Origin of the sequence: Mycobacterium sp. M23085, from assembly GCF_045343915.1 — a bacterium.
Lineage (GTDB): Bacteria > Actinomycetota > Actinomycetes > Mycobacteriales > Mycobacteriaceae > Mycobacterium.
On sequence record NZ_CP174280.1, the window covers coordinates 627,256 to 651,816 of the forward strand.

The window sequence follows — 24,561 nt, forward strand, 5'->3', positions numbered from 1 at the left end:
CTGCGCGAACGACAACGGGACCACCTCGGGCCGCTCCCCGGCCACCAGCGGCTCCAGCCCGCCCGCGCTCTCGGCGACGCGGGGCGCCAGTTGCGCAACGGTGGGCGCCTCGAAGACGACGCGCACCGGAAGGTCGCTGTGCAGCGTGGCATTGATCGCGGTGACCAGGCGCATGGTGGACAGCGAATCGCCGCCCAGGTCGAAGAACGAGTCGTCGACCCCGACGCGTTCGACATTGAGAACCTGGGCATAGATGCCGGCCAGGATCTCCTCGACCGCGGTACTCGGGGCGCGGTAGTTGTCGACGGTCCGGTACTCCGGCGCCGGCAGGGCGCGGACGTCGAGCTTGCCGTTGACCGTCACCGGCAACGACTCCAGCGCCACCACCGCGGTCGGGACCATGTAGGCGGGGAGCCGCTCGGCCAACGCGGCACGCGCCTTGGTTACGTCCGCCGACCCGGTGACATAACCCACCAGACGCTTGTCTCCGGGGCTGTCCTCGCGGGCGATGACGGCCGCCTGCTCCACGCCGTCAAGCGCGGACAAGGCCGCCTGGATCTCACCGAGTTCGATGCGGTAGCCGCGAATCTTGACCTGTTCGTCGGCGCGGCCGAGGTAGCGCAGTTGGCCGTCGGGTCCCCAGCACACCAGGTCCCCGGTTCGATACATCCGGCTGCCGGGTTCGCCGAACGGGCAGGCCATGAACCGCGATGCCGTCAACCCGGGACGGCGCCAGTACCCCACGCCGACACCCTGACCGGCCAGGTAGAGCTCGCCCACCACGCCGGCGGGCACCGGGCGCAGCCACTCATCGAGGACGAAGAAGGCGGCCCGGGTCACCGGGGAGCCGATCGGCGGGAATCCCGAGCCGGCCCGCAGCGGCGCACTCTTGCAGGCCCACATGGTGGTTTCGGTCGGGCCGTAGACGTTGACCATGACGCGGCCGGGCGCCCAGCGGTCCACCAGCTCGGGTGGGCACGGCTCCGCACCGATCACCAACGCCGTCGCGTCCAGGCCGTCGGTGGACAGCAGTCCCACCGCCGACGGGGTCTGGGTCAGCACCGTCACGCCCTCGCGGACCAGCAGTGCGTGGAACTCCTCGGGTGAGCGGGCCACCACGTCCGGCACCACCACCAGGCGCCCGCCGTGCAGCAGGGCACCCCAGATCTCCCAGACCGAGAAGTCGAACGCGTAGGAGTGGAATTGCGTCCACACCTGTCCCGCCGACAAGGGGAAACCGAGCCGCAGGTCATCGAAGAGCTGAGCCACGTTGTGTTGAGTGACGGCAACGCCTTTGGGGACACCCGTGGTGCCCGACGTGTAGATGATGTGGGCGAGGTCGGTGGGCGCCGGGGCGGCCGGAGCGGTGGTGGGCAACGCCGCCACGGCCGGGTCGGCCACGTCGATGACGATCAGGTCGAAGCCGTCGAACCGGTCGGCCAGATCGGCGGTGGTGACCGCCGCCATCGGCGCGGCGTCGGTCAGCATGAACTCGACACGGGCGGCCGGCAGCGCCGGATCGATCGGCAGATATGCCGCCCCGGACTTCAGCACCGCCAGGATCGACACGATCGCCTCGGCCGACCGCGAAAACAGCAGCGCGACAAACTGTCCCGGGCCGGCCCCGCGGCCGACCAAGAGATGCGCCAATTGGTTGGCGGCCTCGTCGAGCTCGCGGTAGGTCATCGACCGGTCCCCGAACGTCAGTGCCACCGCGTCCGGAGTGCGGGCCGCCTGCGCGGCGAACAGTCCCGCGACCGTCACCGGCTGCATCGGCTCGGCCAGGATGGCCTGGTTGCCCCAAGTCGAAAGTTGTTCGTGCTCAGCGGTATCCAGCAGATCCACGGTGGACAACCGCCGGTCGGGCTCGGCGGTGACGGCGGTCAAGAGCCGCTGCAGCCGTTCGATCATCGTCTCGACGGTGTCCGCCTCGAACACGTCGGTGCGGTATTCGGCCGTGACGGCGATGCCGGCACGCTGCCCGGCCTCGGTGAAGCGTTCGGCCAAGGAGAACGTCAGGTCCATCCGCGCGGTGTCGGTGTGTACCGGCATCGGGGTGACCTGCAGGTCGCCCAGCGCCAGCCCGGCTGCGGGGGTGCTGACCTCTCCGGGGAAGTTCTCCCAGCCCAACAGCACCTGAATCAGCGGGTGGTGGGTCAGGCTTCGGGTGGGGTTGAGGCGCTCCACCAGCAGTTCGAACGGCACGTCCTGGTGTTCGAAGGCGGCCAGGCTGCGCTTGCGCACCTGGGCCAGCAGCTCGGCGAACGTGGGATTCCCGGCCACGTCCACCCGCAACACCAGGGTGTTGACGAAGAACCCGATCAGCTCGTCGAGCGCGGGCTCACTCCGCCCGGCAATCGGAAAGCCCACTGCCACATCGGTACTGGCGCTGATCTTCGAAAGCAGAGCAGCGAACGCCGCCTGGATCACCATGAAGCTGGTCGCGTTGTGCTCACGCGCCACCCGGTTCACTTGTTGCTGCAGCTCCGTCGGCCAGTCCACCGCCAGGCGGGCGCCGCGGTGGTCGGCGACCTGCGGGTAGGGCCGATCGGTGGGCAGCTGCAGGCGTTCGGGCAGCCCGGCGAGCGTGTCCGCCCAGAAGTCCAGTTGGGCGGCGATGCGGCTGTTGCTGTCTTCCACATCGCCCAGATACGCGCGCTGCCATAGCGTGTAGTCCACGTACTGCACCGCCAGCGGCGCCCAGTCCGGGGCGTGTCCCGCACACCGGCTGGCGTATGCCACTCCCAGGTCGCGCGCGAACGGTGTGATCGACCAGCCGTCGGCGGCGATGTGGTGCACCGCGACCACCAGCACGTGTTCGTCGTCGCTGAGAGTGAACAGCTCTGTGTGCAAAGGGCTTTCGCTGGACAGGTCGAAGGCGTACTGGGCCGCCGCCGCCATCCGTTCATGTAGCCGGTCTTCCGCCCAACCGCGCGCATCCACGACGGCGCAGGCGAAACCGATCTGCTCGGCGGGAATCACCACCTGCTGCGGGACCCCGTCGGTCGCGGCAAACACCGTGCGCAGGCTTTCGTGGCGGCCCACGACATCGGCCAGCGCCGCGGCCAGGGCGGCGGAGTCCAGCTGTCCGCGCAGCCGCAATGCCACGGTGACGTTGTAAATCGGTGAGGGCCCCTGGAATTGGTCGATGAACCACAACCGGGTCTGGGCGAACGACAGCGGAATCACCGCCGGGCGCTCCCCCGCCACCAGCGGCTCCGGACGATCGGCGTCGCCGCTGGCCAGGAGCGCCAACTCCGCGGCAGTGGGCGCCTCGAATACCGCCCGCACGCCAAGGTTGGAGTTCAGGCTCGTGTTCACGGCGGCGATCAGGCGCATCGCCGACAAAGAGTCCCCACCCAGGTCGAAGAACGAGTCGTCGACGCCGACCTGCTCCAGCCCGAGCACCTGTGCGTAGATGCCGACCAAGATCTCCTCGGCCGCGGTACTCGGGGCGCGGTACCGGTCCACGTCCTGGTACTCCGGTGCGGGCAAGGCTTTGCGGTCGAGCTTGCCCGACGAGGTCATCGGGAATTCCTCTAGCGCCACAATGTGTGTCGGAACCATGTATTCCGGCAGCCATGCGCTCAGCCGTTCGCGCACCTCGCCGATCTTGGTGTTGGCGCGGGGGTCGTTGGCGTAGCTGGTGCGCCGCCGAGCCCCGGTGGGAGGCAGGTAGAGATCGGTCAGGGGTTCGGCGTCGGCGGCGTCGACGAAAACCGCGCTGAGCGTGCCGGGTTGGGTTCCCCAGGTCACCGCGACGCGATACCCGACGGATTCACCGATGCGATGTATCTCTTCGGCGACGGCGGCGTCAGGGACGTTGCCGGCCTGGGCGATGGCCTCGGCCACGGGTTGTCCCTCGGCGAGCGCCGTTTCGACGCGGACGTCGGCGATGACCCCGGCGTGCGGGATGTCGGCGACGCGGATGACGGCGGGCCATTGGGACGCCAACACGTCGCGCAGCCCGTCCAGGCCCGCGCATTCGGTCCACGACCAGGTGGGGGCGTCGGCGACGGAGCGCACGGGTGCGGGAGCCTTGCGGATGACGATGTCGTAGCGGTACCGGTTCAGTTCGTTGTCGGCGAATCCGCGTTTGACTTGGATGTCGATGCCGCCGGCAGACGGGCAGTTGACCGCCCAGGTGGTGAAAAACTCTGGGGCCAACAGTAATTCGGTTTCACCGAGCATGGCGTGGCGCACCCGCTGGTGCAGCTCGGCGGCTTCGGTAACTGCGGTGCCGCCCCGGGCCAGCGCGATCGCCGTCTGGAATGCGCCCTGCAGGCTGTGGTTACGGACGTCGCCGATGAACACCGCCCCGCCGGGTGCCAGCAGCTCCATGGCGTTGTCGATGACCTCGGCCAGGTATCCCGCGTTCGGAAAGTACTGAACGACCGAGTTCAAGATGATCGTGTCGAAGTGCCCGCGCGGCAGTCCGTCGGTGACGTGGGCCGGCTGGGTCAGCAGTTGTACCCGGTCGCGCCATGGGAGGTGTAGTTGCTCCATCGAGCGAGCCAGGTTCTCGATCGCCACCGGCGAGAAGTCGGTGGCCACATACTCATCGGCCTGCGGCGCGATCTGCGACAGCAGCAACCCCGAGCCCGCACCGATCTCCAGCACTCGACGCGGCTGCAGCGACATGATCCGATCGACTGTGGCCGAACGCCATTCGGTCATCTCCTCGAGCGGGATCGCCTCACCGGTGTAGCTGTTGTTCCAGCCGCGGAAGTCCTCGCCGAAGCCGGCCGCGAGGTCGGCCCCGTAGAGATCGTCGTAAAGGTGTTGCCACTCTTCGACGTTGTCCTCGTCGCGGTCGGCGCTGACCGCGTGGTCGAGCGTGACGTAGGCGACCAGATGCGAACCGGTGTTACTGTCCAGCACCGTGACGGCGGCCTGGGTGACCTCCGGGCAGGCCAGCAGCGTGTTCTCGATCTCGCCCAATTCGACGCGCTGGCCGCGCAGTTTGATCTGACTGTCGGCGCGACCGACAAAGTCCAGGTCCCCGTCGCGGGTCCAGCGCACCAGGTCGCCGGTGCGATACATGCGCGACCCGGCGCCGCCGAATGGGTTGGCCACGAATCGTTCCGCGGTGAGGTCCGCCCGGCCCAGGTAGCCGTGGCCCAATGCCGGCCCGCTCACATACAACTCGCCCACCACGCCGACCGGAACCGGCCGCAGCCAATCGTCGAGCACCACCGCGCAGACGCCCGGCAGTGGGGTGCCGATGCGCACCGGACCGTCGGCCGACAGCGGTGTGCTGGAGGTGACCCAGATGGTGGTTTCGCTCGGCCCGTACACATTGAACATGCGCCGCCCGGGCGCCCAGGCGGCCACCAATTCCTTCGGGCAGGCCTCGCCGCCGACCATCAGCGTGTCGAAACCGGCCAGCCGGGTGCGATCCAGCGACGACAGTACCGTCGGGGTCAGGAACGCCGCGCTGACGCGCTGGCTCTGCAGCAAGGCGGTCAGCGGTTCGCCCGCGTATACCTGCGGCGGTGCCACCACCAGTGCGGCCCCCGACGCCGCCGCCAGCAACATTTCGCCGACCGACGCATCGAATGTCGGTGAGGCCACCATCAGCACCCGCGTGTTGGTGTCCAGCCCACACGAATCGCATTGCGCGGCAGTCCATCCCAGTAGGCCCGCGTGGCTCACCAGCACGCCTTTGGGGGTGCCGGTGGAGCCCGAGGTGAAGATCGCGTAAGCGGTGTCATGGGCGGTCAGCGGTGCCAGACGGTCGGCGTCGGTGATCGGCTCGGCGCTGTGCGCGGACAGGTCCAGCCCGTCGATGCGCACGATCGGGCGCGTACCCGCGCCGACGACCTCGTCGGTGCCCCGGGTCAACACGCACACCGCGTCGACGGCGTTCAGCACCGCGGCCACCCGCTCGACCGGATGGTCGAGGTCCACCGGCGCGTGGATGCCGCCGGCCTTGACGACGGCCCACCACGCCACCACCAGTTCGGCGGACCGGCCCACCGCCACACCTACGGCGCGCTCCGGGCCCACGCCCGCGTCGATGAGCACCCGCGCCAACCGGGTCGACCACTCGTCGAGTTCGCGGTATGACAACTCCCGGCCGCCGTCGACCACCGCCGGCCCCTCCGGGGCGATCGCCAGCGCACCGGCCAACAACTGGGGCGCCACCCCGACCGGTGCCGCGACACCGGCGCCCGACAGCCGGGAGAGCACCAGTTCGCGCTCGCCGCGGTCCAATAGCTCGACCGACGACAGCCGCTGGGTGGGATCGGTGGTCATCGCCACCAGGACGCGCTGGAATCGCTCGAGGAGCGACCCGATGCCGGCGGTGTCGAACACGTCGGCGTCGTATTCGACGTGCAGGCCGAGCTCGCTGCCGGGCAGGGCCTCGACCGTCAGCGGGTAGTGGTTGTACTCCCGGTTGGTGAACTCGGCGATGGCCAGCCCGTCGGCGCCCAGCGTCATGCCGCTCTCGACGGGGTAGTTCTCGTAGACGAACAGCGTGTCGAAGAGCTGATCGTGGCCGGTGACCCGGTGGATCTCGCTGAGCGCCAGGTGCTGGTGCTCGAGCGCGTCGTTGTGGCTGTTCTGCAGCTGCGCCAGCAGGTCTGCGGTGGTGGTGGTCGCGGTGATGTTGGCGCGCACCGGCACCGTGTTGATCAGCAGGCCCACCATCTGTTCGGCATCGTCGACCTCCAGCTGGCCGACGCGGGACCGCGGGGTGCCGAAGACGACGTCGTGCTGACCGGTCAGCGAGGTCAGCACCACCGCCCAGGCGGCCTGCAGGACGGTGCTCAGTGTGGTGTGGCAGGAACGCGCCAGCTCGCCGAGGGCCTGCGTGGTCTGCTGGGGCACCCGGGACTTTTCGAAGCCGCGTCGCCCCTGCCCCAGCCGGTCCTGCGGTCCGACCAGGGTGGGGGTTTCGAAGCCGAACAGCACCTGCCCCCAGGCTTCCCGGGCGGCGTCGAGGTCTCGGTCTGCCAGCCAGGTGAGGAAGGCCCGGTATGAGCCGGCGGCGGGCAGCCGCTGCCCGTAGTAGCTGGTGAAGATCTCGCGCAGCAGGATGGGCAGCGACCAACCGTCGAGCAGGATGTGGTGATTGGTGAGCAGGAAACGGTGCCGGCGGTCGGCGGTGCGGACCAGCGCGACGCGAAACGCCGGCTGGCCGGCGAGGTCGCGCACCGCGGCACGTTCGGAACCGCTGAGCTCCTCGATCAGCCGGTCGGCTTCGGCGTGCTCGGTGCCGTCCAGGTCGAGGTAGCGCCACTGCACCACCGGATCGGCGGGGATGATCTGGACGGGCTCGTCGTACCGTTCGCAGAACAGCGCCGCGAGGTGGGGATGCCGGTTGACGACGGTGTGCACTGCGTCGCGCAGCCGGTCCGGGTCGAGGGGCCCGGTGAGGGTGAAGTCCAGCTGCACCGCATACATGTCGTCGCTGTCCTGCGCGGTGCTGGAATGGAAGAGCAGACCCTGCTGCAGCGGGGTCAACGGCAGGATGTCGGCGATGTGGTGCTGACGTTGCAGCTCGTCGATCTCCTGCTGGGTCAGGCGGGCCGGCGCGATGTCCGACGGGGTGAGGCCGCCCCCACCGGCGCGCACATGCGCGCACAGGCCGGTCAGCGCCTCGAACCACAGCCGGCTCAACCGGGTGATCTGCGTCGCGTTCAGAACCGATGGCGCCCAAGTCCATTCGGCGTGCAGTCGGGGACCGGTGCCGGTGTCGATGGTGCCGGCGTTGAGCTCGACGGTGTGCGTGAGCGGCATGGGCACCGCCGCGGCCGCACCGATCAGCGACAGGCCGGCCTGGTTGATGCGCCAGCCCTCACCCGACGAGTCGCCCCCCGCGCCCTGCCGGCCCAGGTAGTTGAACGCGATCGACGGGTCGGGCCCGGACAACTCGACTTCGGTGTTGAGGTAACGCAGCAGCCCGTAGGTCAGCGGGTCCGGCAGGGCCCGCAGCTGCTCCTTGGCGTATTTGATCACCGGGCCCAGCGCAGCGTCACCGGAAGCCACCCGCGCCCAGCCCAGCTCGGCAACCGCTCCGGCGACGTTCAGGGAGACCGGGTACTTGCTGGTGAACCAGCCGACGGTGCGGGACAGGTCGATATCGGCGGCGAGTTCCTCGTGGCGCCCGTGGCCCTCGACGTCGATGCCGATCCCGTCGGCCGCGTCATCCAGGAATTCCGCCCACGCCAGCGCGAAGGCAATCAGCAGGATGTCCTGGATTCCGGCGTGGAATGCGGTCGGCACATCACCGATCAGTGCACCGGTCGCGTCGGCATCCAGCTCCACCGACAACCGCCCGGCGGAAGCATAGGTATCCGCCTCGGGGCTGGCCGCCGGCAGCGCGGGCGGAGTCGCCGTCACCTTCTTCCAGGCGCCCAGCTGGTTGACGACGTCGGGGCGGTGGGCGTGTTCGGTCAGCATTGTGGCCCAGCGGGCGAACGACGTCCCCGCCGGCGGCAACTCCACCGACTGCCCGGCGCTGTGCAGCGCCCAGGCAACGTTGAGGTCTTCCAACAAGATCCACCACGACACCGCGTCGACGGCGAGGTGGTGAATGATCACGGTCAACTGACCGGCAGGCTCGACCCACAGCGCGCTCAGCATTGCGCCGGTCGCCGGGTTCAACCGTGAGCGCGCTTCCAGCAGCACCTTGTCGTTCAACTCGTCCACTGATTGCAGGCAGTCCCCGGCCCGCACCGACCCCGGCTCGGGTACGTGCAGCGACCAGCCGTCGGCTTCGTCGCGATCGACGCGCAGCCGCAGCATCGCGTGACGATCTATCAAGGCCTGCAACACAATTGCGACGTCGGCCTCGGTCACCCCGGCGGGCGCCTGGACCATCACGGTCTGGTTGAACTCTTCGATCGGGCCGCCGGCGCTCTCGATGCCCTGCAGCCACCGCATGATCGGCGTGGCCGGCACCGGGCCGACACCCTCGTCGATCACGTCGGCTGCCCCGTCGCTGACGCCCGCCACCCGGGCCAGCCTGGCCACGGTCTGTTCGACGAACACGTCTCGGGGCCGGCATCTCAGGCCGGCGGCGCGGGCCCGCGCCACCACTTGCAGCGACAGGATGCTGTCGCCGCCGAGCTCGAAGAACGACTCGTCGACGCCGACCCGCTCGACGCCGAGCACCTCGGCGTAGATGCCGGCCAGGATCTCCTCGACGGCATTGCCCGGGGCGCGATACTCACGCGCGGTGTATTCGGGTGCCGGCAGCGCGCGGGTGTCCAGCTTGCCGTTGACCGTCAGCGGCAGGGCCTCGAGCGCAACCACCGCCGTCGGCACCATGTGGGCCGGGAGCCGGTCGGCGAGCGCGGTGCGCGCCGCGGCGGGCTCGGCGGTCCCGGTGACGTAACCGACCAGGCGTTTGTCGCCCGGACGGTCTTCGCGCACGATCGCCACGGCTTGCTCGACACCGTCGAGGGCGGCCAGTGCGGCCTGCACTTCGCCGAGTTCGATGCGGTAGCCGCGGATCTTGACCTGATCGTCGGCGCGGCCCAGATACCGCAGTTGGCCGTCGGGACCCCAGGACGCCAGGTCGCCGGTGCGGTACATGCGTGCGCCCCGGTCGCCGAACGGGCACGCCACGAACCGTGACGCCGTCAGCCCGGCCCGCCCGATGTAGCCCGCGGCCACGCCGTCACCTGCGACGTATAACTCGCCGACGACTCCAGGGGGCAGGGGACGCAGCCAGCCGTCGAGCACGAACAGGGCCGCAGCGGGCACCGGGGAACCGATGGGCGGTACGCCGGATCCCGCCGTCAGCGGCGCACTGATCGCCACACACATGGTCGTCTCGGTCGGGCCGTAGGCATTGACCATCACCCGTCCGGGCGCCCACTTGTCGACCACTTCGGGCGGGCAGGCCTCGCCGACCACCGCCAGTGACACCCCCTGCAGGCCCTCGGGCGACAGCATCGCGACCGCCGACGGCGTCTGGGTCAAGACGCTGACATCCTGGGCCACCAGGACGTCGTGCAGCTCCTCGGGCGAACGGGTCACGTCTTCAGACACCACCACCACGCGTCCGCCGCGCAGCAGCGCGCCGAACATCTCCCACACCGAAACGTCGAACGCATAGGAATGGCACTGCGACCAGACACCGTCGGCGGGCAGGCCGGCGTCCAGCGTGCTCATCAGCTGCGTCACGTTGTGATGGGTGACCGCAACACCTTTGGGCACGCCAGTGGTTCCCGAGGTGTAGATCAGGTAAGCGATAGCGGAAGGATCCGGCATCGGAAGCGCCGTGGCGGGTTCAGCGTCGATGCGCGGATCGGTGGCATCGATGACGGTCACGCCGTGGCCGTCGAACCGTTCAGTCAGGTCTGCGCTCGTCACTGCGGCGACGGGCTTGGCATCGGCAAGCATGAACTCGATCCGCGCGTTCGGCGACGAGGGATCGATGGGCAGATATGCGGCCCCGGTTTTGAGCACCGCCAGAATCGACGCGACCGCCTGGGCCGAACGCGAAAACATCAGCGCCACAGTCTGTCCCGGTGCTGCGCCGTGGTCCGCCAGGTGATGCGCCAACCGATTCGACGCCTCGTCCAACTCCCGGTAGGTCGCCGAGACGCCCTCGAACACCAGCGCCACGGCCTCGGGCGTGCGGGCAACCTGCGTGGCGAACAACTCCGGCACCGACATCGGCGAGTTCGCCCGCGCGGTCAAAATCGCAGTGTTTCCAACTTCTTCCAAGCGGGCATGCTCGTCTGCATGCAGCACGTCCAACGACGACAACTGCGCGCCCGGATCGGCCGCCATGGTCGCCAGGATCTGCTGCAGCCGCTCCCCCAGATCCGAAACGTCGAAGTTCGAGAAGGGTTGCCCGGTGCCGACGGTGCTCAAGAACTGCTGGTCGCCGAATCCCAGGAAGAACAGCCCGAAGTGGCCCACCGGGCCGAAGCTGGTGTATTTCGCCGTTGCCGGCACGTCGCCGAGACTGAGCGTCATGCGGGCCGGGACGAAGTTGACGACCACGCGGTTGGGCGCCTGCCGCGGGCCGCTGAAGTCGCCCTCGCCGGCAAGGGTGCGGGTTGGGAACTGCTGATGCCGCAACGCTTCTCGCGATCGCACGTCGACGTGCTGGCAGAAGTCGGCGAACGTCGTGTCCGGCGCGGCCTTCAATACCAGTGGCACCACCCCGGCAAGCATGCCGGGATGCGTCTTCGAGGCTGGATCGACGCGGCGGCTGACCGGGAAGTCGAGCACCACCTCGTCCGAGCCGTCGGCGGACCAGCCGCGCACCAGAAGTGCGCAGGCCGCCGTGAGTACCGATGACCGCCGGATGCCCAGCGCCTTGGACAGCTCTTTGACCTTGCCGACCACCGACTGATCCAGTTGCACTGGCGGAGAAGGCGAATAGGGGTCGCGCCCATCGCCGGGCGCGGCCGACGGGTAATCCGCACCGGCGCCCTCGGGGCAGTGCGCGGTCCAATATTCTTGATCTTCAACGAATTTGGGTGACGCCTCGTATTCCAACTCACCGCCGACCAGATCGTGCAGCGAGCCGAAGAAAGCGGGTGGAACCGGTTTGCCGGAAACGAGCGCCGAGTAGACAGCGGCGATCCGGCGACCAAGGAGCGCAATGCCCATCCCGTCGATGGCGATGTGATGACAGGTGGTGAACCAGTAATACTCGTCGGGAGCCGTGCGGAATAGCGCGAACTTGATCATCGGGCCGGTGAGGGGCATCGGCGTTTTCTGAATCGATGAAGTCGCTTCCCGGACTTCACGCTCGGCGTCGCGCGCGTCGGTCAGGTCACAGAAGACCAGTTCGACATCGTCGTATTCGACGGCCTTCTGGAATACCTGGCCGTCGGCCTCGAAGAACGAAGCCCGAAGGCTCTCAGCCTCATTCACCACGTGTCGCATAGCTTGATGCAACAATCCGGTGTCTATGGCGCCCTGGATATGGACCAGCACACCCAGCTGCCAAGCCACATCGAAGTTGCCCGTCTGTTGCGCCAGCCAGATATCTAACTGGCCCCGCGTCACCGGAAGTGCCCGGTCAGCAGCACGCTCCACTGCACGCCCCCCCATTAAGATTTGACCCCGAACCTTCTTACCGACATCGGTCTATTAATCAAAAACCGGCGCGGTCAGCGTGTCGCGCAGACTTTTCGCCCGTATATCGGGCCAGGTTCCTTCGATGTAGTGCAGGCAGGTGGCGCGGTCGGCTTCCCCAAAAACTACTCTCCAACCATCGGGAATGACAGTGAATGATGGCCAAAGACTGTGTTGTTCTTCATTATTGACCAAGACGAAAAAACGACCATCGTCGTCATCGAACGGATTGAGCGGCAACGGATGGACCCCCTAACACCGAGACGTTGATTACCGATCGCGCTGGGCGGAACCGAGCGCCTTTGCAGCACTTGAGGATTGAGCCGTCAAGCGCGGCCGGCATGTCGATCGGCCCACGCACCGGATGCCCGCGCAGGTGGACGCTGTCCGCAGGAGCGGCGGCACACACGATCGTCACAGCACCCATCTGGACCCTCCGTCGACATTTGCAGTTCACCAAGCGAATGCAGCCCAAGGGGCGTGACCACCAAGGCCGTCGACGTCGCGAACCACCGTCGCAGCGTACCCACCCAATACTGTGCGCAATCTATGGATTCCGTTCGCACAGAACAGATCCGCCACCATCCTACTATCGCACTGACATTTTGCTGCTTAGCAAAGCTAACGTGTCGCGCGGGTGGCGGATTTCTTTTCGCCTGGCGGACGCCGCACCGGCCTGCCCTTCGCCTCGCGGCACTGTTGGCTGGTGTTTGCCTGACGGACGAGCGAGGTGACGCTTACGCGATCGCAAATATTTGCCGGTGGCCTCTCCTTCAACCGGAACCGGCAATCCCGACCGCCGGCAAAACCAACTCGGATATGACGCAATTACCTGCGCCAATGTGCCCTTATCAGCGTATTCACGAAATTCGCATTTGAATACATTTCGGTGGCTTCAACCATGCAAAAACATACGGGCGCTTGCTAGAACGCGCTCGCCGCCATGGCGATTCGCAAGGCGGATCGCTGCGATGTCATAGCTGCAGGGAACCCGCGTGCCCCGCCGCGCGCCAAAAACGGTCTCGTCAGATCGGCCGGCACCGGCCGGAATCAGCGGCGCCGGCATCGTCTTGAAGGGTTTGCCGGTCGCCTTTCCGCTACGCCCCGCGCAGGCCGTCACGCAGGCCTGTTGTGATAGATCTCACGCGCAGACGGTGCGGACCGCGTTCGCCAGCGGACACGCATCGAGCCGGTCCGCTAACCCGGCTACGGCGAAACCGGCCAGATAACCGGGTGGGCTTTCCGATCCGAGATCCTTTTCCCACCTGGCCGGTTGCGCGCCCGACTCGGCCCGAATCCCTTGAACAAGATTGACTTTGGGCGCACACAGCTGGTTCATAGCCACCTTTGCCAAACGAATGTTTTCGCTCCCCGACTTGTACTGCAGCGGCGTTTAGTGCCCGCGGGCCGCGGGTAGAGCCTCGAACCATGTGGGGGTCAGTGCTGGGCTTGGGGATCCTGGCTGCGCTCAATCCGGTCCGTCTCGGGCTCGCCCTGCTGATGATTTCTCGTCCGCGACCCGGACCGAGCCTGCTGGCTTACTGGCTCGGCGGGTTGACGGTGTGCATCCCTGAGCTGCTCATCCCGCTCATGCTGCTGAACTTCACCCCGATGTTCGGACATGCTGCGCACGGCTCGGCATCACCGTCGACGAGCTCGACGCTCGGCAAGATCCAGATCGGCCTCGGCGTGCTCGGACTATCGATCGCCGCCCTGATGACGGTGCGTTTCCTCACCCGCCCACGGACGCCGCAACCCGCGCGCGACGACGACCGCTCCCCCGAACTGTCAGTGGTCGCCGGCGCCCCGATCGCGATGCCGCGGCTGCTGACCCGGGTCCGGGAGGAGGCGCCGGAAAATCCGTCTCCATTCCGCCGGCTTCTCGGCCGCGTCCACGATGCCTGGGAGGGCGGTTCCTCGTGGGTCGCATGGGTGATCGGCATCATCTCGGTGCCGGTCGACGGTGTCCTTTTCATCGTCGCCATCATCGCGGCCTCGGGGGCATCGGTCACCGCGCAGGCCGGCGCCTCCGTAGCGTTCATCGTCCTGATGTACGCCATCGTCGAGGGCATCCTCGTCGGCTATGTGGTCACGCCGGCGAGAACTCAATCTTTGCTTCTCGTGTTGCACAACTGGGTGCGCACCTACCACCGGCAAATTCTGGTTGCCCTGTTCACGGTGGTCGGCGTGTCACAGTTGGCTCAGGGCCTGCACGTCCTTTGACATCACTCAGCCCGAACTTGGCCTGGCCGATCCCTTACCTGTTTGTCGAGATGTCTACCCCGTTGACAGTCGCGCGGTGGCGGATCCGGGACAACTCACGCAGTATCTCGCTATGAGACGAGAAGTGGGCACCGAGCTCGAAGTCGAAATCACCGCGCCCACGACACTTGAATTCCAGATTGCCATCGCACCGCATCCGCGAACGGAGGTATCCGAATCGCTGCGCTTCGTCTTGAACGGACGGCCCATCACACCTCTGGAAATCAGCGGACTGCACGGCAGCCGTATCCATAAGTTCGACGCGGGGGTGGGCACACTGCAGGTCAACTATGAGGCAACGATCGTGGGTCAGACCGATCCGGCTCCGGTGACCGACTACGACCAATCGATGTACCTGCGCCCCAGCCGATACGCCGAGTCCGACAAGTTCTTTGGTTTTGCCGCAACCGAGTTCGGCAATGACCGCGATTCGGCGGAACTGCTGGAGCACGTGAGTTCGTGGGTGGGTACCAGACTCGATTATGTACCCGGCTCCAGCGATCCGATTGACGGGGCGGTGGACACCATGCTCGCCGGTGAAGGTGTCTGCCGGGACTACGCGCACCTTGTGGTGGCGCTCCTGCGAGCGGTCAGCGTCCCGGCCCGCGTGGTGTCCGTGTACGCGCCGGGCGTGTACCCGATGGACTTTCACGCCGTCGCCGAGGCTTTCGTCGACGGGGGCTGGCGGGTGGTCGACGCGACGCTGTTAGCGCCGCGGCAGACGCTGGTGCGTATCGCCACCGGTCGCGATGCGTCGGATACGGCATTTCTGGACAATCACAAAGGCGCGATCACGCTGCAGCGGATGGCGGTGGCCGCCGTTGTCGACGGCGAGTTGCCCCGGGATTCCATCGACCAACTGGTGTCGATCCGTTGAGGTCCGCCGGGTACCGCAACGGATGTTCAGCGGCGTTGGAATAGGCTGTCCCGCAGTCCGTTCGGGGTCCATCCTCAGTCGCCACCTTTTTCTGCGTCGTCGGACTTGTTGTCCGATTCGTCGGACTCGTCATCGGAATCCTCGGACTCGTCGTGCGAATCGTCGGACTCGTCGGAGTCCTCGGATTTCTCGTCGGTGCCGTCGGACGCCTTCGACTCATCGGAGCGCTCCGACTTGTCGTCGGATTCGTCCGCCTCATCGGCTTTGTCTGCATACTTCGTCAAGAGCCCGGCCAGGTCCCGGGCCTCTTGAGGGGACAGCAAGTCGTCGAACACCCGCTCATCGCTCTCAGAGATGCGCGCGAGGTACACCGCATTGTTCTCGGCCCCGACATCCCAGCGGCCCCCTTCGTGACGAACCATCCGATGCCGCCTTCCCACTAGTGACCTGTGTTTGAAAACCTGACGCGCCTCGCGCTTGTACCTTGCTTACCCACTTTCGCCATGGCAGACGACCTCGATTTTTTGTCGTCACCGGCGGGCCGGGCACTGCAAAGCCAATAGTCTGGTGTTTTGCACGCCGTTCGAGAGGTAATGACATGCCCGCACCGTCAGCCGAGGTCTTCGACCGCTTGCGCCAGCTGGCCGCGATCAAAGACGCCGCCGCACGCGAGACCAGGACGATCGACGAGGTCTTCACCGGCAAGCCGCTGACCACCATCCCGATCGGCACGGCCGACGACGTCGAAGCCGCATTCGCCGAGGCGCGGGCGGCCCAGGCCGCCTGGGCGAACCGCCCGGTCACCGAGCGCGCCGACATCATCGCGCGCTATCGGGACCTGGTCGTCGAGAACCGCGACTTCCTGATGGACCTGCTGCAAGCCGAGGGCGGCAAGGCCCGCTGGGCCGCGCAGGAGGAAATCATCGATCTGGTCGCAAACGCGAACTACTACGCAAGCGTGGCCGCGGACCTGCTGAAGCCTCGCACGGTGCCCGCCCTGCTTCCCGGGATCGGCAAAACCACGGTCTGCTACCAGCCCAAGGGCGTGGTCGGGGTGATCTCCCCGTGGAACTACCCCATGACGCTGACCGCGTCCGATTCGGTGCCGGCGCTGCTGGCGGGTAACGCCGTGGTGCTCAAGCCGGACAGCCAGACCCCGTATTGCGCCCTCGCCTGTGCGGAGCTCTTGTACCGGGCCGGCCTGCCCCGAGCCCTGTACGCGATCGTGCCCGGGCCGGGCTCGGTGGTCGGCACCGCGATCATCGACAACTGCGACTACCTGATGTTCACCGGTTCGACCGCCACCGGCCGGCAGCTCGCGGAACACGCGGGCCGTCGGCTGATCGGGTTTTCGGCCGAACTCGGGGGCAAAAACGCGATGGTCGTCACGCGAGGGGCCAACCTGGACAAGGCCGCCAAGGCAGCCACCCGCGCGTGCTTCTCGAACGCGGGTCAGCTGTGCATCTCCATCGAGCGGATTTATGTCGAGAAGGACGTCGCCGACGATTTCATCACCAAGTTCGGTGCCGCGGTGCGAAACATGAAGCTGGGCACCGCTTACGACTTCTCGGTGGACATGGGCAGCCTGATCTCCGCGGGGCAGCTGGAAACGGTGACGGATCACGTGGATGACGCAAAGGCCAAGGGCGCCAAGGTGATCGCGGGAGGCAAAGCCCGGCCTGACATCGGGCCACTGTTCTACGAGCCCACGGTGCTGACCGACGTCGAGCCGCAGATGGAGTGCGCGGCCAACGAGACGTTCGGGCCGCTCGTCTCGATCTATCCCGTCGCCGACGTGGATGAAGCCGTGGAGAAGGCCAATGACACCGAGTACGGGCTGAACGCGAGCGTGTGGGCCGGCTCCTCCGCCGAAGGCCAGCAGATCGCCGCCCGGTTGCGTTCGGGGACGGTCAACGTCAATGAGGGTTACGCGTTCGCGTGGGGCAGCCTCAGCGCCCCGATGGGCGGGATGGGCCAGTCCGGCGTCGGCCGGCGGCACGGTCCCGAGGGCTTGTTGAAGTACACCGAGTCGCAGACCATCGCGACCGCGCGTGTGTTCAATCTCGATCCACCCCTTGGCATTCCGGGCCCGCTCTGGCAGAAGTCGCTGCTGCCCATCGTGCGGACGGTGATGAAGATTCCCGGCCGGAATTGAGCTTTGCCGGCGGCCCCGGATAAATCGGCGTTACGCTCTTCGATGTCAGCGGCACATCGCAGGTCAGGAGTCCGCTATGAAGGCAGACGCTAAGCGATATCAGGAAGACGCTCTTCGGCTACGCCGGTATGACACATTCGCTAACTTCTCGGATGCTCAACTACAGCGTCTGGCCCGGGCGTCTCATCGCACGTCGACATCGGCCCCGTTGCCGCTGATTCATGAGCAGACTCCGTCGGACTCTTGCTACATCCTGCTCAGCGGGGAGGTGGGGGTGTACATCGGCCGGGACCGCGTCGCCGCGCTGGGGCCGGGCGAGGTGATCGGCGAGTCGGCTCTGCAACGCGGGAGACTGCGTTCTGCGACCGTGACGACGATGGGCCCGGCCGAGTTGTTGCGGATCGAACGCGACGACCTCGCCGCGTTGCTCGACGAGATACCGGCACTTCGCGCAATCATCGACGCGTCTGTCGCGCGACACGTGCCGGTAGACCTACCGCCGAAGCCGAAACCACCGTTCTCCAGGTTGGGCGCCTCGGTTCACACCGACTTGGTCGAGCGGTTCGAGCGGGCCGCCGACACCGCCGGTGTGGACGTCGCCACCGCGCTCGAAGATGCGCTCACCTGTTGGATCGAACGGAACGGCACGGCGTAGCCACCACGTGCGTTCGTTGACCGCGATCTACTACCGCGCGTAGTATTCGGGCTATCCCGCCGCGCACAGGAGGCGACGTGAGGTGGAGTTTCGCCCAGATCGGGTTGCTGATCATCTGCGTTTTTCATGTCGTTCAGGCGGTGATCGGCCTCATCATCAATCCCAGCTTCGCCACCGGGCCCACCGCGCCGACGGTCCAGCTGCTCGGAATGGACTACAACGGCTGGCACGCCATCGCCGGGCTGGCGCTGTTCGCGCCCGGGCTGGTCTTCGCTGTTCGCAAGTCGTGGGCCGTGCTGTACCTACTGCTCGCCGCGATAGCGGGTGCGCTGCCGGGGATTTGGGCCTTCTTCTCGCATCAGGTCGCTTTCGTCTTCAACTTCCCCAACAACGTCACCGACGCGGTGGTGCACATGGTGACCGCGGCGGTGATGATCGCGGTGGCGGGTGTCCAGGTCCGGCTGGACGGTGGGCTGAAGAACTCGCTGGCCGATCTCCGGAAAGTGCCGTAGCGCAAGGGATTTAGGGCGATCCGGGCGCGACTGATCGTCGCCGGCGAGGTCCGCGACGAAAGCGGGCAACCTTGGGGTGCGTCAGTGCTTGCCGCTACCCGTCGTCACCGACGGCGCCAAGCCGCTCGCCGACCCGGGCGAGTGCCTCGTCGAAGATCTCCACCTTTTCACCGCGCTTTTCGTTGGCCGGTTGGGCGGAACCGCGGCCTCCTTCGGCCGCTACCCGGGCCGCGCCCTGACGCCGCAACAAGCTGAAATTCTTGTCGCGTGCTTGGCGCAGCCGGCCCTGCAAGTCCTTCAGCGACTTCTCGTCCATGCGCGCGAGAGCCTCGGGATGACTCTCGCCGATCAACGAGCTTTCCTGCGGTGTCAGGTTCACATGGTGGTTGCTCACCCTCGATTCATAACCCGCACCGGACGCGCCGACGCGTCGATCGCCGAACCGTTACGCCGGGTCCATCTCGCGTTCACACGGTCGGCGCACCGCGGAGCGCGGACCCGCGGGCGGCGAGCCCGCCGCCGCCATACTCGCTCAGAGCCTAGGCTTGGCGAAGCGGTTTCCGCAGTCCCGCTGTCTTGGAGATCGGTGGCCGCGGGTAATCGTCCGGTCGATGAAGGGAGGGTGCGATGGGCAAGCATTCCAAGAAGGACGACGACGAGCCCAAAGGTGGCCGCCCCGGTCCCGCGGACCACGGGCGCGAGGGTGGAATGGCAACCCGCGAGAACGCGCCGGAACTCACCGAGCGGGACCACGAGGACTGAATGCTCTGTCTCGAGTGGGCGCCGGGACGGGTAGCCGTGATGGCCTTGGCACGACGAAAATGGATAGATGCCGTCTGAACAGGCGCCGCCGCCGCCGAAATCGTTGCCGGGTTGGTACCCCGACCCAGCAGTAGGCCACGGGCTGCAGCGGTACTTCGACGGCACCAGCTGGACCAGCGAGTGGGCGTTCTCCGCCGAGCCGCAGAAGAAAGGCCTTTCCGGAAAGGCGGTGCTGGCGCTGGCGGCGCTGTGCGTCCTCGTTCTGCTGATCATCGTCGGCAAGAGCTGGCTTTTCGATCCGAGGAAGGACGGCCACTCGCCGCCCTCGAACGGTTCGGCCGCGGCGGCACCGACCGAGGCGGCGCCGACGACGCCGGCCGGCCCCAAGAAGCCGGACGGAGTCACCTTCACCACGTCACCGGGTCCGAACGGCCAGGTGGTCGACGCCCGATTCGCCATTCGCGACAACTACACCGAGCAGATGATCAAAGACGGCGCCCGGTTGGACACCATCGACATCCTCAAGTACGCCCACGCCACCTATCCCGACGCGTCCGCGGTGAACGTGCAGGGCACCTTCCCGATGACCGACCCGTACGGCAACACCTCGACCCAGGTGGCCATCGACCTCACCTATTCGCGGGCGACGCTGAACAAGATCAATTTCGACGGCATCAACAAAGCCAGCATCTGGGAGATTCGCGATTCCGGCACGGTTCTTCCGGCCTTTCAGCCGTAAGCCGGTCATGTATCGGAGGTGCGGGTTTCCTCGTAGCGGACCGACGCCGCCATGGCCACGGCGAGCAGAAGCAGCAATGGCACGAACACCAGTGGGTACGCGGCGACCGCGGCCATGGCGATGAGCGAGCCCGGCACCAGCAACGCCAACGCGGCCGTCGGATGCTTCTCGCTCAGGCTGACGATCTTCGCCGGCGCCGCGAACGCCGCCGCGGCCTGCTGATATCGATCCGGCCAATCTCCGTAGTACGAGGAGCGTGTCCTTGAGCCGCAACCGGTGCAGTTGCGCCCATACGAGTAGCGGGTTTTGCGGCCGCAGCCCATGCAGGTGTGCGTGGTCATCCGGCCCATGCTCTCATCGCGCCGGGCGGCCAGTGCGGGCGAGGTGTTGCCCGGAATCCGCTGCGCTCCCGTTTGGGGGGAAGGGCAGATCCACAATTTCGTCAGGATGCTGTTCCCGCTGGAAGCCCGCCGTCGGAATGCTCCCCGAGCATGCCCATGTTGTCGAACCGCCATCGGCCCGTGGTCCTGACGGGACGAATGCGCCCCGCGAAATAGGTATGTCAGGGTTCAAGATTCGGGCACACCGGATGGCCACACTTCGAATATGTCGGCTGCCATGCAGGGAGGGTCGAAGATAACGCCGCGCGCAGAAATCCGCTGCACGGAATGAGCATCGGCATCGCGACAGCCATCAGACCACCGCGGCGAGCCAAGCGTTGGAGGAAACCATGGACTCACATTCGGTCAAAGTCGAACACCGTTCATCCATTGCCACAGTGAATCCGGCCACCGGAGAGTTGCTGCGCGAGTTCAACCCGATGAGCAACGAACAGGTCGATCACGCGGTCCACGACGCTCACCAGGCCTTCCTGTCCTGGCGCGAACGTCCGGTCAGCGAACGGGTGGCCGTGCTCGCCCGCGCCGCCGACCTGATGCTGGAACGTATCGACGAGCTCGGTGGCCTAATGACAATGGAAATGGGCAAGCTTCGTCACGAAGCGCACGGCGAGGTGAAGCTGAGCGCCGAGATCCTTCGCTACTACGCAGAAAACGCGGCGGAGCAACTTGCGCCCCAGCCGCTCAACGTGGACGCCGGCAGCGCGGAGATACGCTACGAGCCACTGGGCGTACTGCTCGGCGTCATGCCGTGGAACTTCCCGATTTACCAGGTTGCCCGCTTCGCTGCGCCCAACATCGCCGCCGGCAACACCGTCGTGCTCAAACACGCGAGCCAGTGTCCGCAAAGCTCGATCGCCATCGAGAAACTGCTGACCGATGCAGGCCTGCCGCGCGGCGTTTACGTGAACCTGCTCGTGCCCGGTCGCACCGTGGAAAGGGTCATCTCGAATGCCCTGGTGCGCGGGGTCTCGCTGACGGGAAGCGACGCCGCCGGCCAGTCGGTCGCCGAGAGTGCCGGACACGAGGTGAAGAAGTCCGTGCTCGAACTCGGCGGCAGCGATCCGTTCATCGTGCTCGACGATGTGGACTTCGACCGCACGGTGGACTTCGCGGTGACCGCCCGCGTCGCGAACTGCGGCCAGAGTTGCGTCGCCGCGAAGCGATTCATCATTCTCGGCGATCTCTACGACCGCTTCCTGCAGGCTATGCGGGAACGAATGGCCGCGCTGAGGCCGGGAGACCCGAACGACGAGGCCACCACCCTCGGCCCGCTCAGCTCCGAGCAGGCCGCACAACAGCTGATCGATCAGATTCAACAGGCAGTCGACAGCGGCGCCACCCTGGTGCTCGGCGGTGGCCGCATCGACCGTCCCGGCGCCTACGTCCAGCCGACCATCCTGACCGACATCGCACCGGACAATCCGGTCTTCCGTACGGAGTTGTTCGGTCCGGCGGCGCAGGTGTACCGGGTCGAAACCGAAGCTGAGGCCATCGAACTCGCCAACGCGACGCCCTTCGCACTCGGTGGTTCGGTGTGGAGCGGCGACGAGCAGCGGGCTCGGAACCTGGCAGCGCGGTTGACGACCGGCATGGTTTGGATCAACTACCCCACCAGCTCGGAACCGCAGTTGCCCTTCGGAGGTGTCAAGCGCTCCGGTTACGGGCGCGAGCTCGGTCCGCTGGGGATCAAGGAATTCGTCAACGCGAAGCTGGTGCGGGTGGTCGAGCGTGGTGCTCAGCCGACAGTTGGATTTTTCGGCTAGGGTCATCAACCAACGCGTCATGACAGCACCGTTCGCCTTCCCACGTTCGGCAGAGCGCCGCCGCGCCGTCATTGAACTGACCCGTGAGATGTACCTGTCCTCGGCCGGGCGTTGCCGCCGCCTACCCGGGCTGGTCCGCTCGAGGTTCTCTGACAGCGTTGTCCCTTTCGCCGTAGGCAGCGCTACGGCGGCGGAGCTCAGCTCATGAGGTAGCTGTTGATTTGCCGGACCGCCATGGCCCCATCGCCGACCGCGGACGCCACTCGCTTCACCGACCCGCTGCGCACGTCTCCGGCGGCGAAGACTCCGGGCACACTGGTTTCCAAGGAGAGCGGCCGGCGGACCGTAGTCGGCCCGTCGCCGCTCGCAATGTGATTCGCTGCAGCCTGCCCAGTTTCGATGAAACCGTGGTCGTCGAGAGCGACCGTGCCGGCCAACCATTCGGTGTTCGGGTCCGCCCCGATGAACACGAATAGTGCGCGCGCCTGGATAGACTGCCGCTCGCCGGTCTGGTTGTTCTCGGCGACAACGGATTTCAACGTTTCTTCGCCGTGGACCTCGCGGATTTCGGTGTTGAGGCGGACCGTCGCCCGCGGCTGCTGAACTATCTGGTCGACGAGGTAACGTGACATGCTCTTGCCCAGGTCATCTCCCCGCACCAGCAGATAAACTTGTGACACCTGAGTAGCCAGGAAGACCGTCGCCTGCCCGGCGGAGTTACCGGCCCCGACGATAACGACCGGCCCGTCACCACACAGCAGCGCTTCCTGGTAGGTCGCGGCGTAATACACCCCGTTACCGTGAAACACCTCGATCCCCGGGACGGCCAGGCGGCGATAACGTGCTCCGGTGGCAAGCACCGCGGCACGGCCGACGGCGACAGCGTCGTCGCCGAATACAATTTGGAGCTGTCCACCGTCGGATTCCAGCCGGGTGACCTCCGCGGACACCGAGACTCGCGCGCCGAACTTATCGGCTTGCAGGAAGGCCCGTTCGGCTAGGTCAGACCCAGAGATTCCGGCGGGGAAGCCCAGGTAGTTCTCAATGCGCGACGAAGTCCCAGCCTGGCCGCCGACGGCGATTCGCTCGATCGCCGAAGTCCGCAAGCCGTCCGAAGCTCCATACACTGCTGCACCCAGCCCGGCCGGACCGGCGCCCACCACGATCAGGTCACATTCGTCGCTGATTACGTCCGGCATGGCAAGGCCGACCACCCGGGCAAGCTCGACATTGCTCGGATTGCGAAGCACCCTGGTGCCCCAGATCACCACCGGCGTGTCCTCAGACCGAATGCCGAAACGGCGCAGCAGCCGCTCCGCGCTGCGATCAGCTTCTAGATCCAGCCATCGGTGTGGTAATCGGTTGCGGGCGGCAAACTCTCGCAGACGGGCGCAGTCGGGTGAGAAGCACGACCCGATAATCCGGAACCCGATGCCCTGCCCGATCAACAGAGAACGGCGCACCAGATATGCACGCAAAACCAGATCGCTCAGAACTTGGTCGTGGGCGACCAGGGCACGCACGCTGCTGGTGGGAACCGCCAACGCATCACCCTTGACCACGACGATCGCGGTGTAGAACGCCGGATGGCCTTCCAGATCGCCCAGCTCTCCCAGGAACCTCCCGGGTCCGTGCACGCGCAGCACCCGCCTCTCGCCGGACTCGTCATCCGCGACGATTGCGACTTTGCCCGACAAATTCAAAAGCAACTCATCGGATCGCATCCCCTCGCGAATCAAGATTTCGTCAATGCCGACCTGCCGCGTGGTACCGCCCGGGAGCAATGTCGTGATCTGATCCTCGGTCAACCGTGGGTACGCACCGTACAGATCGGGGGTTTCCTCCCACTCGTGGGTGCCACCCACCAATGACTCAACGGACGTTACGTCAGACATCAGCCACCTCAAACATAGATTTCGTGGACATAGCACCAACGCCACGATTCACCGGGCTCGAACGATTGGACGATGGGATGGCCCACTGTGTGCGCGTGTTTGCGCGCGTGGCGCATCGGAGACGAGTCACAACACCCGACGTGCCCGCAGCTCAGACACAGCCGAAGATGCACCCACGGGGTATGCAGACGCAAACATTCCTCACAGCCATCGGGAGTTCTGGGAGTGACACGGCGGATGGCCGCCAAGTCGGGGTCGACGAATATCGAGGTCATAATCGCGCCTCCTTGGTTGTCGTTGAGACCGCCCGGTCAAGCCAATCGCGCAGTGCAGCAACGGACTCGGCGCCCGACTGACGCGTCAGTATTTGCCTGTGGCCAAGGTGCAATTCGCGGTACGGGTCGAACCGCATGAGAGTCATCGCATCTCCTCAAGTTGAGGATGTTCGGGGCGCGCAAGCCGAGTGAGTTATGGCCACATCGGTAC

Annotated in this window: 15 protein-coding genes (1 of these 15 only partly in view); 8 read left to right on the forward strand and 7 right to left on the reverse strand. The window is 66.4% G+C overall.

The window, feature by feature from the left end; all coding sequences use genetic code 11:
- Both ACIUM1_RS02620 and ACIUM1_RS02625 read right to left on the reverse strand, forming a co-directional pair.
- Positions 1-12,030: the beginning of a non-ribosomal peptide synthase/polyketide synthase gene (locus ACIUM1_RS02620; protein WP_406815744.1), read on the reverse strand. Its footprint begins 19,218 nt before the window's first position; 12,030 of the gene's 31,248 nt are visible here — the first part of the coding sequence; it begins with the start codon at positions 12,028-12,030; its stop codon lies beyond the left edge, outside the window.
- Positions 12,031-12,069: 39 nt separating this feature from the next.
- Positions 12,070-12,294 (reverse strand): MbtH family protein, encoded by a 225-nt coding sequence (locus ACIUM1_RS02625; RefSeq protein ID WP_406815745.1) that lies wholly within the window; start codon positions 12,292-12,294, stop codon positions 12,070-12,072.
- A gap of 1,188 nt (positions 12,295-13,482) precedes the next feature.
- On the opposite strand from ACIUM1_RS02625, the gene ACIUM1_RS02630 reads away from it, so the two are divergent.
- Both ACIUM1_RS02630 and ACIUM1_RS02635 read left to right on the forward strand, forming a co-directional pair.
- A complete protein-coding gene (locus tag ACIUM1_RS02630; protein ID WP_406815746.1) occupies positions 13,483-14,277 on the forward strand; it encodes a GAP family protein in 795 nt (264 codons plus the stop codon).
- A 112-nt stretch (positions 14,278-14,389) separates the two neighbouring features.
- Complete coding sequence (locus tag ACIUM1_RS02635; protein WP_406815747.1) at positions 14,390-15,193, forward strand: transglutaminase family protein; 804 nt, start codon at positions 14,390-14,392, stop codon at positions 15,191-15,193.
- A gap of 74 nt (positions 15,194-15,267) precedes the next feature.
- Here ACIUM1_RS02635 and ACIUM1_RS02640 read toward each other — a convergent pair whose 3' ends face one another.
- Positions 15,268-15,615 carry a hypothetical protein gene (locus ACIUM1_RS02640; RefSeq protein WP_406815748.1) on the reverse strand — a complete coding sequence of 116 codons (348 nt, stop codon included), beginning with the start codon at positions 15,613-15,615 and terminating at the stop codon, positions 15,268-15,270.
- 176 nt (positions 15,616-15,791) lie between these two features.
- Between ACIUM1_RS02640 and ACIUM1_RS02645 the strand changes: the two genes are divergently transcribed.
- The 3 genes from ACIUM1_RS02645 to ACIUM1_RS02655 all read left to right on the forward strand — a co-directional run bounded on the left by ACIUM1_RS02645 (position 15,792) and on the right by ACIUM1_RS02655 (position 18,515).
- The gene (locus ACIUM1_RS02645) at positions 15,792-17,348 is read left to right on the forward strand and encodes a succinic semialdehyde dehydrogenase (protein WP_406815749.1); all 1,557 of its coding nucleotides are present in this window, start codon (positions 15,792-15,794) and stop codon (positions 17,346-17,348) included.
- A 76-nt stretch (positions 17,349-17,424) separates the two neighbouring features.
- The gene (locus tag ACIUM1_RS02650) at positions 17,425-18,003 is read left to right on the forward strand and encodes a cyclic nucleotide-binding domain-containing protein (RefSeq protein WP_406815750.1); all 579 of its coding nucleotides are present in this window, start codon (positions 17,425-17,427) and stop codon (positions 18,001-18,003) included.
- A 77-nt stretch (positions 18,004-18,080) separates the two neighbouring features.
- The gene (locus ACIUM1_RS02655; RefSeq protein WP_406815751.1) at positions 18,081-18,515 is read left to right on the forward strand and encodes a DUF4383 domain-containing protein; all 435 of its coding nucleotides are present in this window, start codon (positions 18,081-18,083) and stop codon (positions 18,513-18,515) included.
- A 94-nt stretch (positions 18,516-18,609) separates the two neighbouring features.
- Here the strand turns inward: ACIUM1_RS02655 and ACIUM1_RS02660 are convergent, their stop codons facing one another.
- Positions 18,610-18,909, reverse strand: a complete 300-nt coding sequence (locus ACIUM1_RS02660; protein WP_406815752.1) for a hypothetical protein — start codon at positions 18,907-18,909, stop codon at positions 18,610-18,612.
- Positions 18,910-19,142: 233 nt separating this feature from the next.
- On the opposite strand from ACIUM1_RS02660, the gene ACIUM1_RS02665 reads away from it, so the two are divergent.
- Positions 19,143-19,277 carry a hypothetical protein gene (locus ACIUM1_RS02665; protein ID WP_406815753.1) on the forward strand — a complete coding sequence of 45 codons (135 nt, stop codon included), beginning with the start codon at positions 19,143-19,145 and terminating at the stop codon, positions 19,275-19,277.
- Between the two features lie 67 nt (positions 19,278-19,344).
- Positions 19,345-20,016 (forward strand): DUF2510 domain-containing protein, encoded by a 672-nt coding sequence (locus ACIUM1_RS02670; protein WP_406815754.1) that lies wholly within the window; start codon positions 19,345-19,347, stop codon positions 20,014-20,016.
- A gap of 5 nt (positions 20,017-20,021) precedes the next feature.
- On the opposite strand, the gene ACIUM1_RS02675 is transcribed toward ACIUM1_RS02670, so the two are convergent.
- Positions 20,022-20,366, reverse strand: coding sequence for a hypothetical protein (locus ACIUM1_RS02675; protein ID WP_406817500.1), 345 nt, complete (start codon positions 20,364-20,366; stop codon positions 20,022-20,024).
- A 380-nt stretch (positions 20,367-20,746) separates the two neighbouring features.
- Between ACIUM1_RS02675 and ACIUM1_RS02680 the strand changes: the two genes are divergently transcribed.
- On the forward strand, positions 20,747-22,180 hold the full coding sequence (locus ACIUM1_RS02680; protein ID WP_406815755.1) for an NAD-dependent succinate-semialdehyde dehydrogenase: 1,434 nt from the start codon (positions 20,747-20,749) through the stop codon (positions 22,178-22,180).
- 197 nt (positions 22,181-22,377) lie between these two features.
- Here the strand turns inward: ACIUM1_RS02680 and ACIUM1_RS02685 are convergent, their stop codons facing one another.
- Both ACIUM1_RS02685 and ACIUM1_RS02690 read right to left on the reverse strand, forming a co-directional pair.
- Positions 22,378-23,988, reverse strand: a complete 1,611-nt coding sequence (locus ACIUM1_RS02685) for an FAD-dependent oxidoreductase (protein WP_406815756.1) — start codon at positions 23,986-23,988, stop codon at positions 22,378-22,380.
- Positions 23,989-24,083: 95 nt separating this feature from the next.
- Positions 24,084-24,350 (reverse strand): UBP-type zinc finger domain-containing protein, encoded by a 267-nt coding sequence (locus ACIUM1_RS02690; RefSeq protein ID WP_406815757.1) that lies wholly within the window; start codon positions 24,348-24,350, stop codon positions 24,084-24,086.
- Positions 24,351-24,561 lie beyond the last annotated feature (211 nt).

Excerpts from the sequence above, each read along its gene's own strand:
- ACIUM1_RS02645 (WP_406815749.1), top strand. The coding sequence starts at position 15,792 with ATGCCCGCACCGTCAGCCGAGGTCTTCGACCGCTTGCGCCAGCTGGCC.
- ACIUM1_RS02665 (WP_406815753.1), top strand. The coding sequence starts at position 19,143 with ATGGGCAAGCATTCCAAGAAGGACGACGACGAGCCCAAAGGTGGCCGC.
- ACIUM1_RS02635 (WP_406815747.1), top strand. The coding sequence starts at position 14,390 with ATGAGACGAGAAGTGGGCACCGAGCTCGAAGTCGAAATCACCGCGCCC.
- ACIUM1_RS02675 (WP_406817500.1), bottom strand. The coding sequence starts at position 20,366 with ATGGGCCGGATGACCACGCACACCTGCATGGGCTGCGGCCGCAAAACC.
- ACIUM1_RS02680 (WP_406815755.1), top strand. The coding sequence starts at position 20,747 with ATGGACTCACATTCGGTCAAAGTCGAACACCGTTCATCCATTGCCACA.
- ACIUM1_RS02650 (WP_406815750.1), top strand. The coding sequence starts at position 17,425 with ATGAAGGCAGACGCTAAGCGATATCAGGAAGACGCTCTTCGGCTACGC.
- ACIUM1_RS02640 (WP_406815748.1), bottom strand. The coding sequence starts at position 15,615 with ATGGTTCGTCACGAAGGGGGCCGCTGGGATGTCGGGGCCGAGAACAAT.
- ACIUM1_RS02630 (WP_406815746.1), top strand. The coding sequence starts at position 13,483 with ATGTGGGGGTCAGTGCTGGGCTTGGGGATCCTGGCTGCGCTCAATCCG.
- ACIUM1_RS02670 (WP_406815754.1), top strand. The coding sequence starts at position 19,345 with ATGCCGTCTGAACAGGCGCCGCCGCCGCCGAAATCGTTGCCGGGTTGG.
- ACIUM1_RS02690 (WP_406815757.1), bottom strand. The coding sequence starts at position 24,350 with ATGACCTCGATATTCGTCGACCCCGACTTGGCGGCCATCCGCCGTGTC.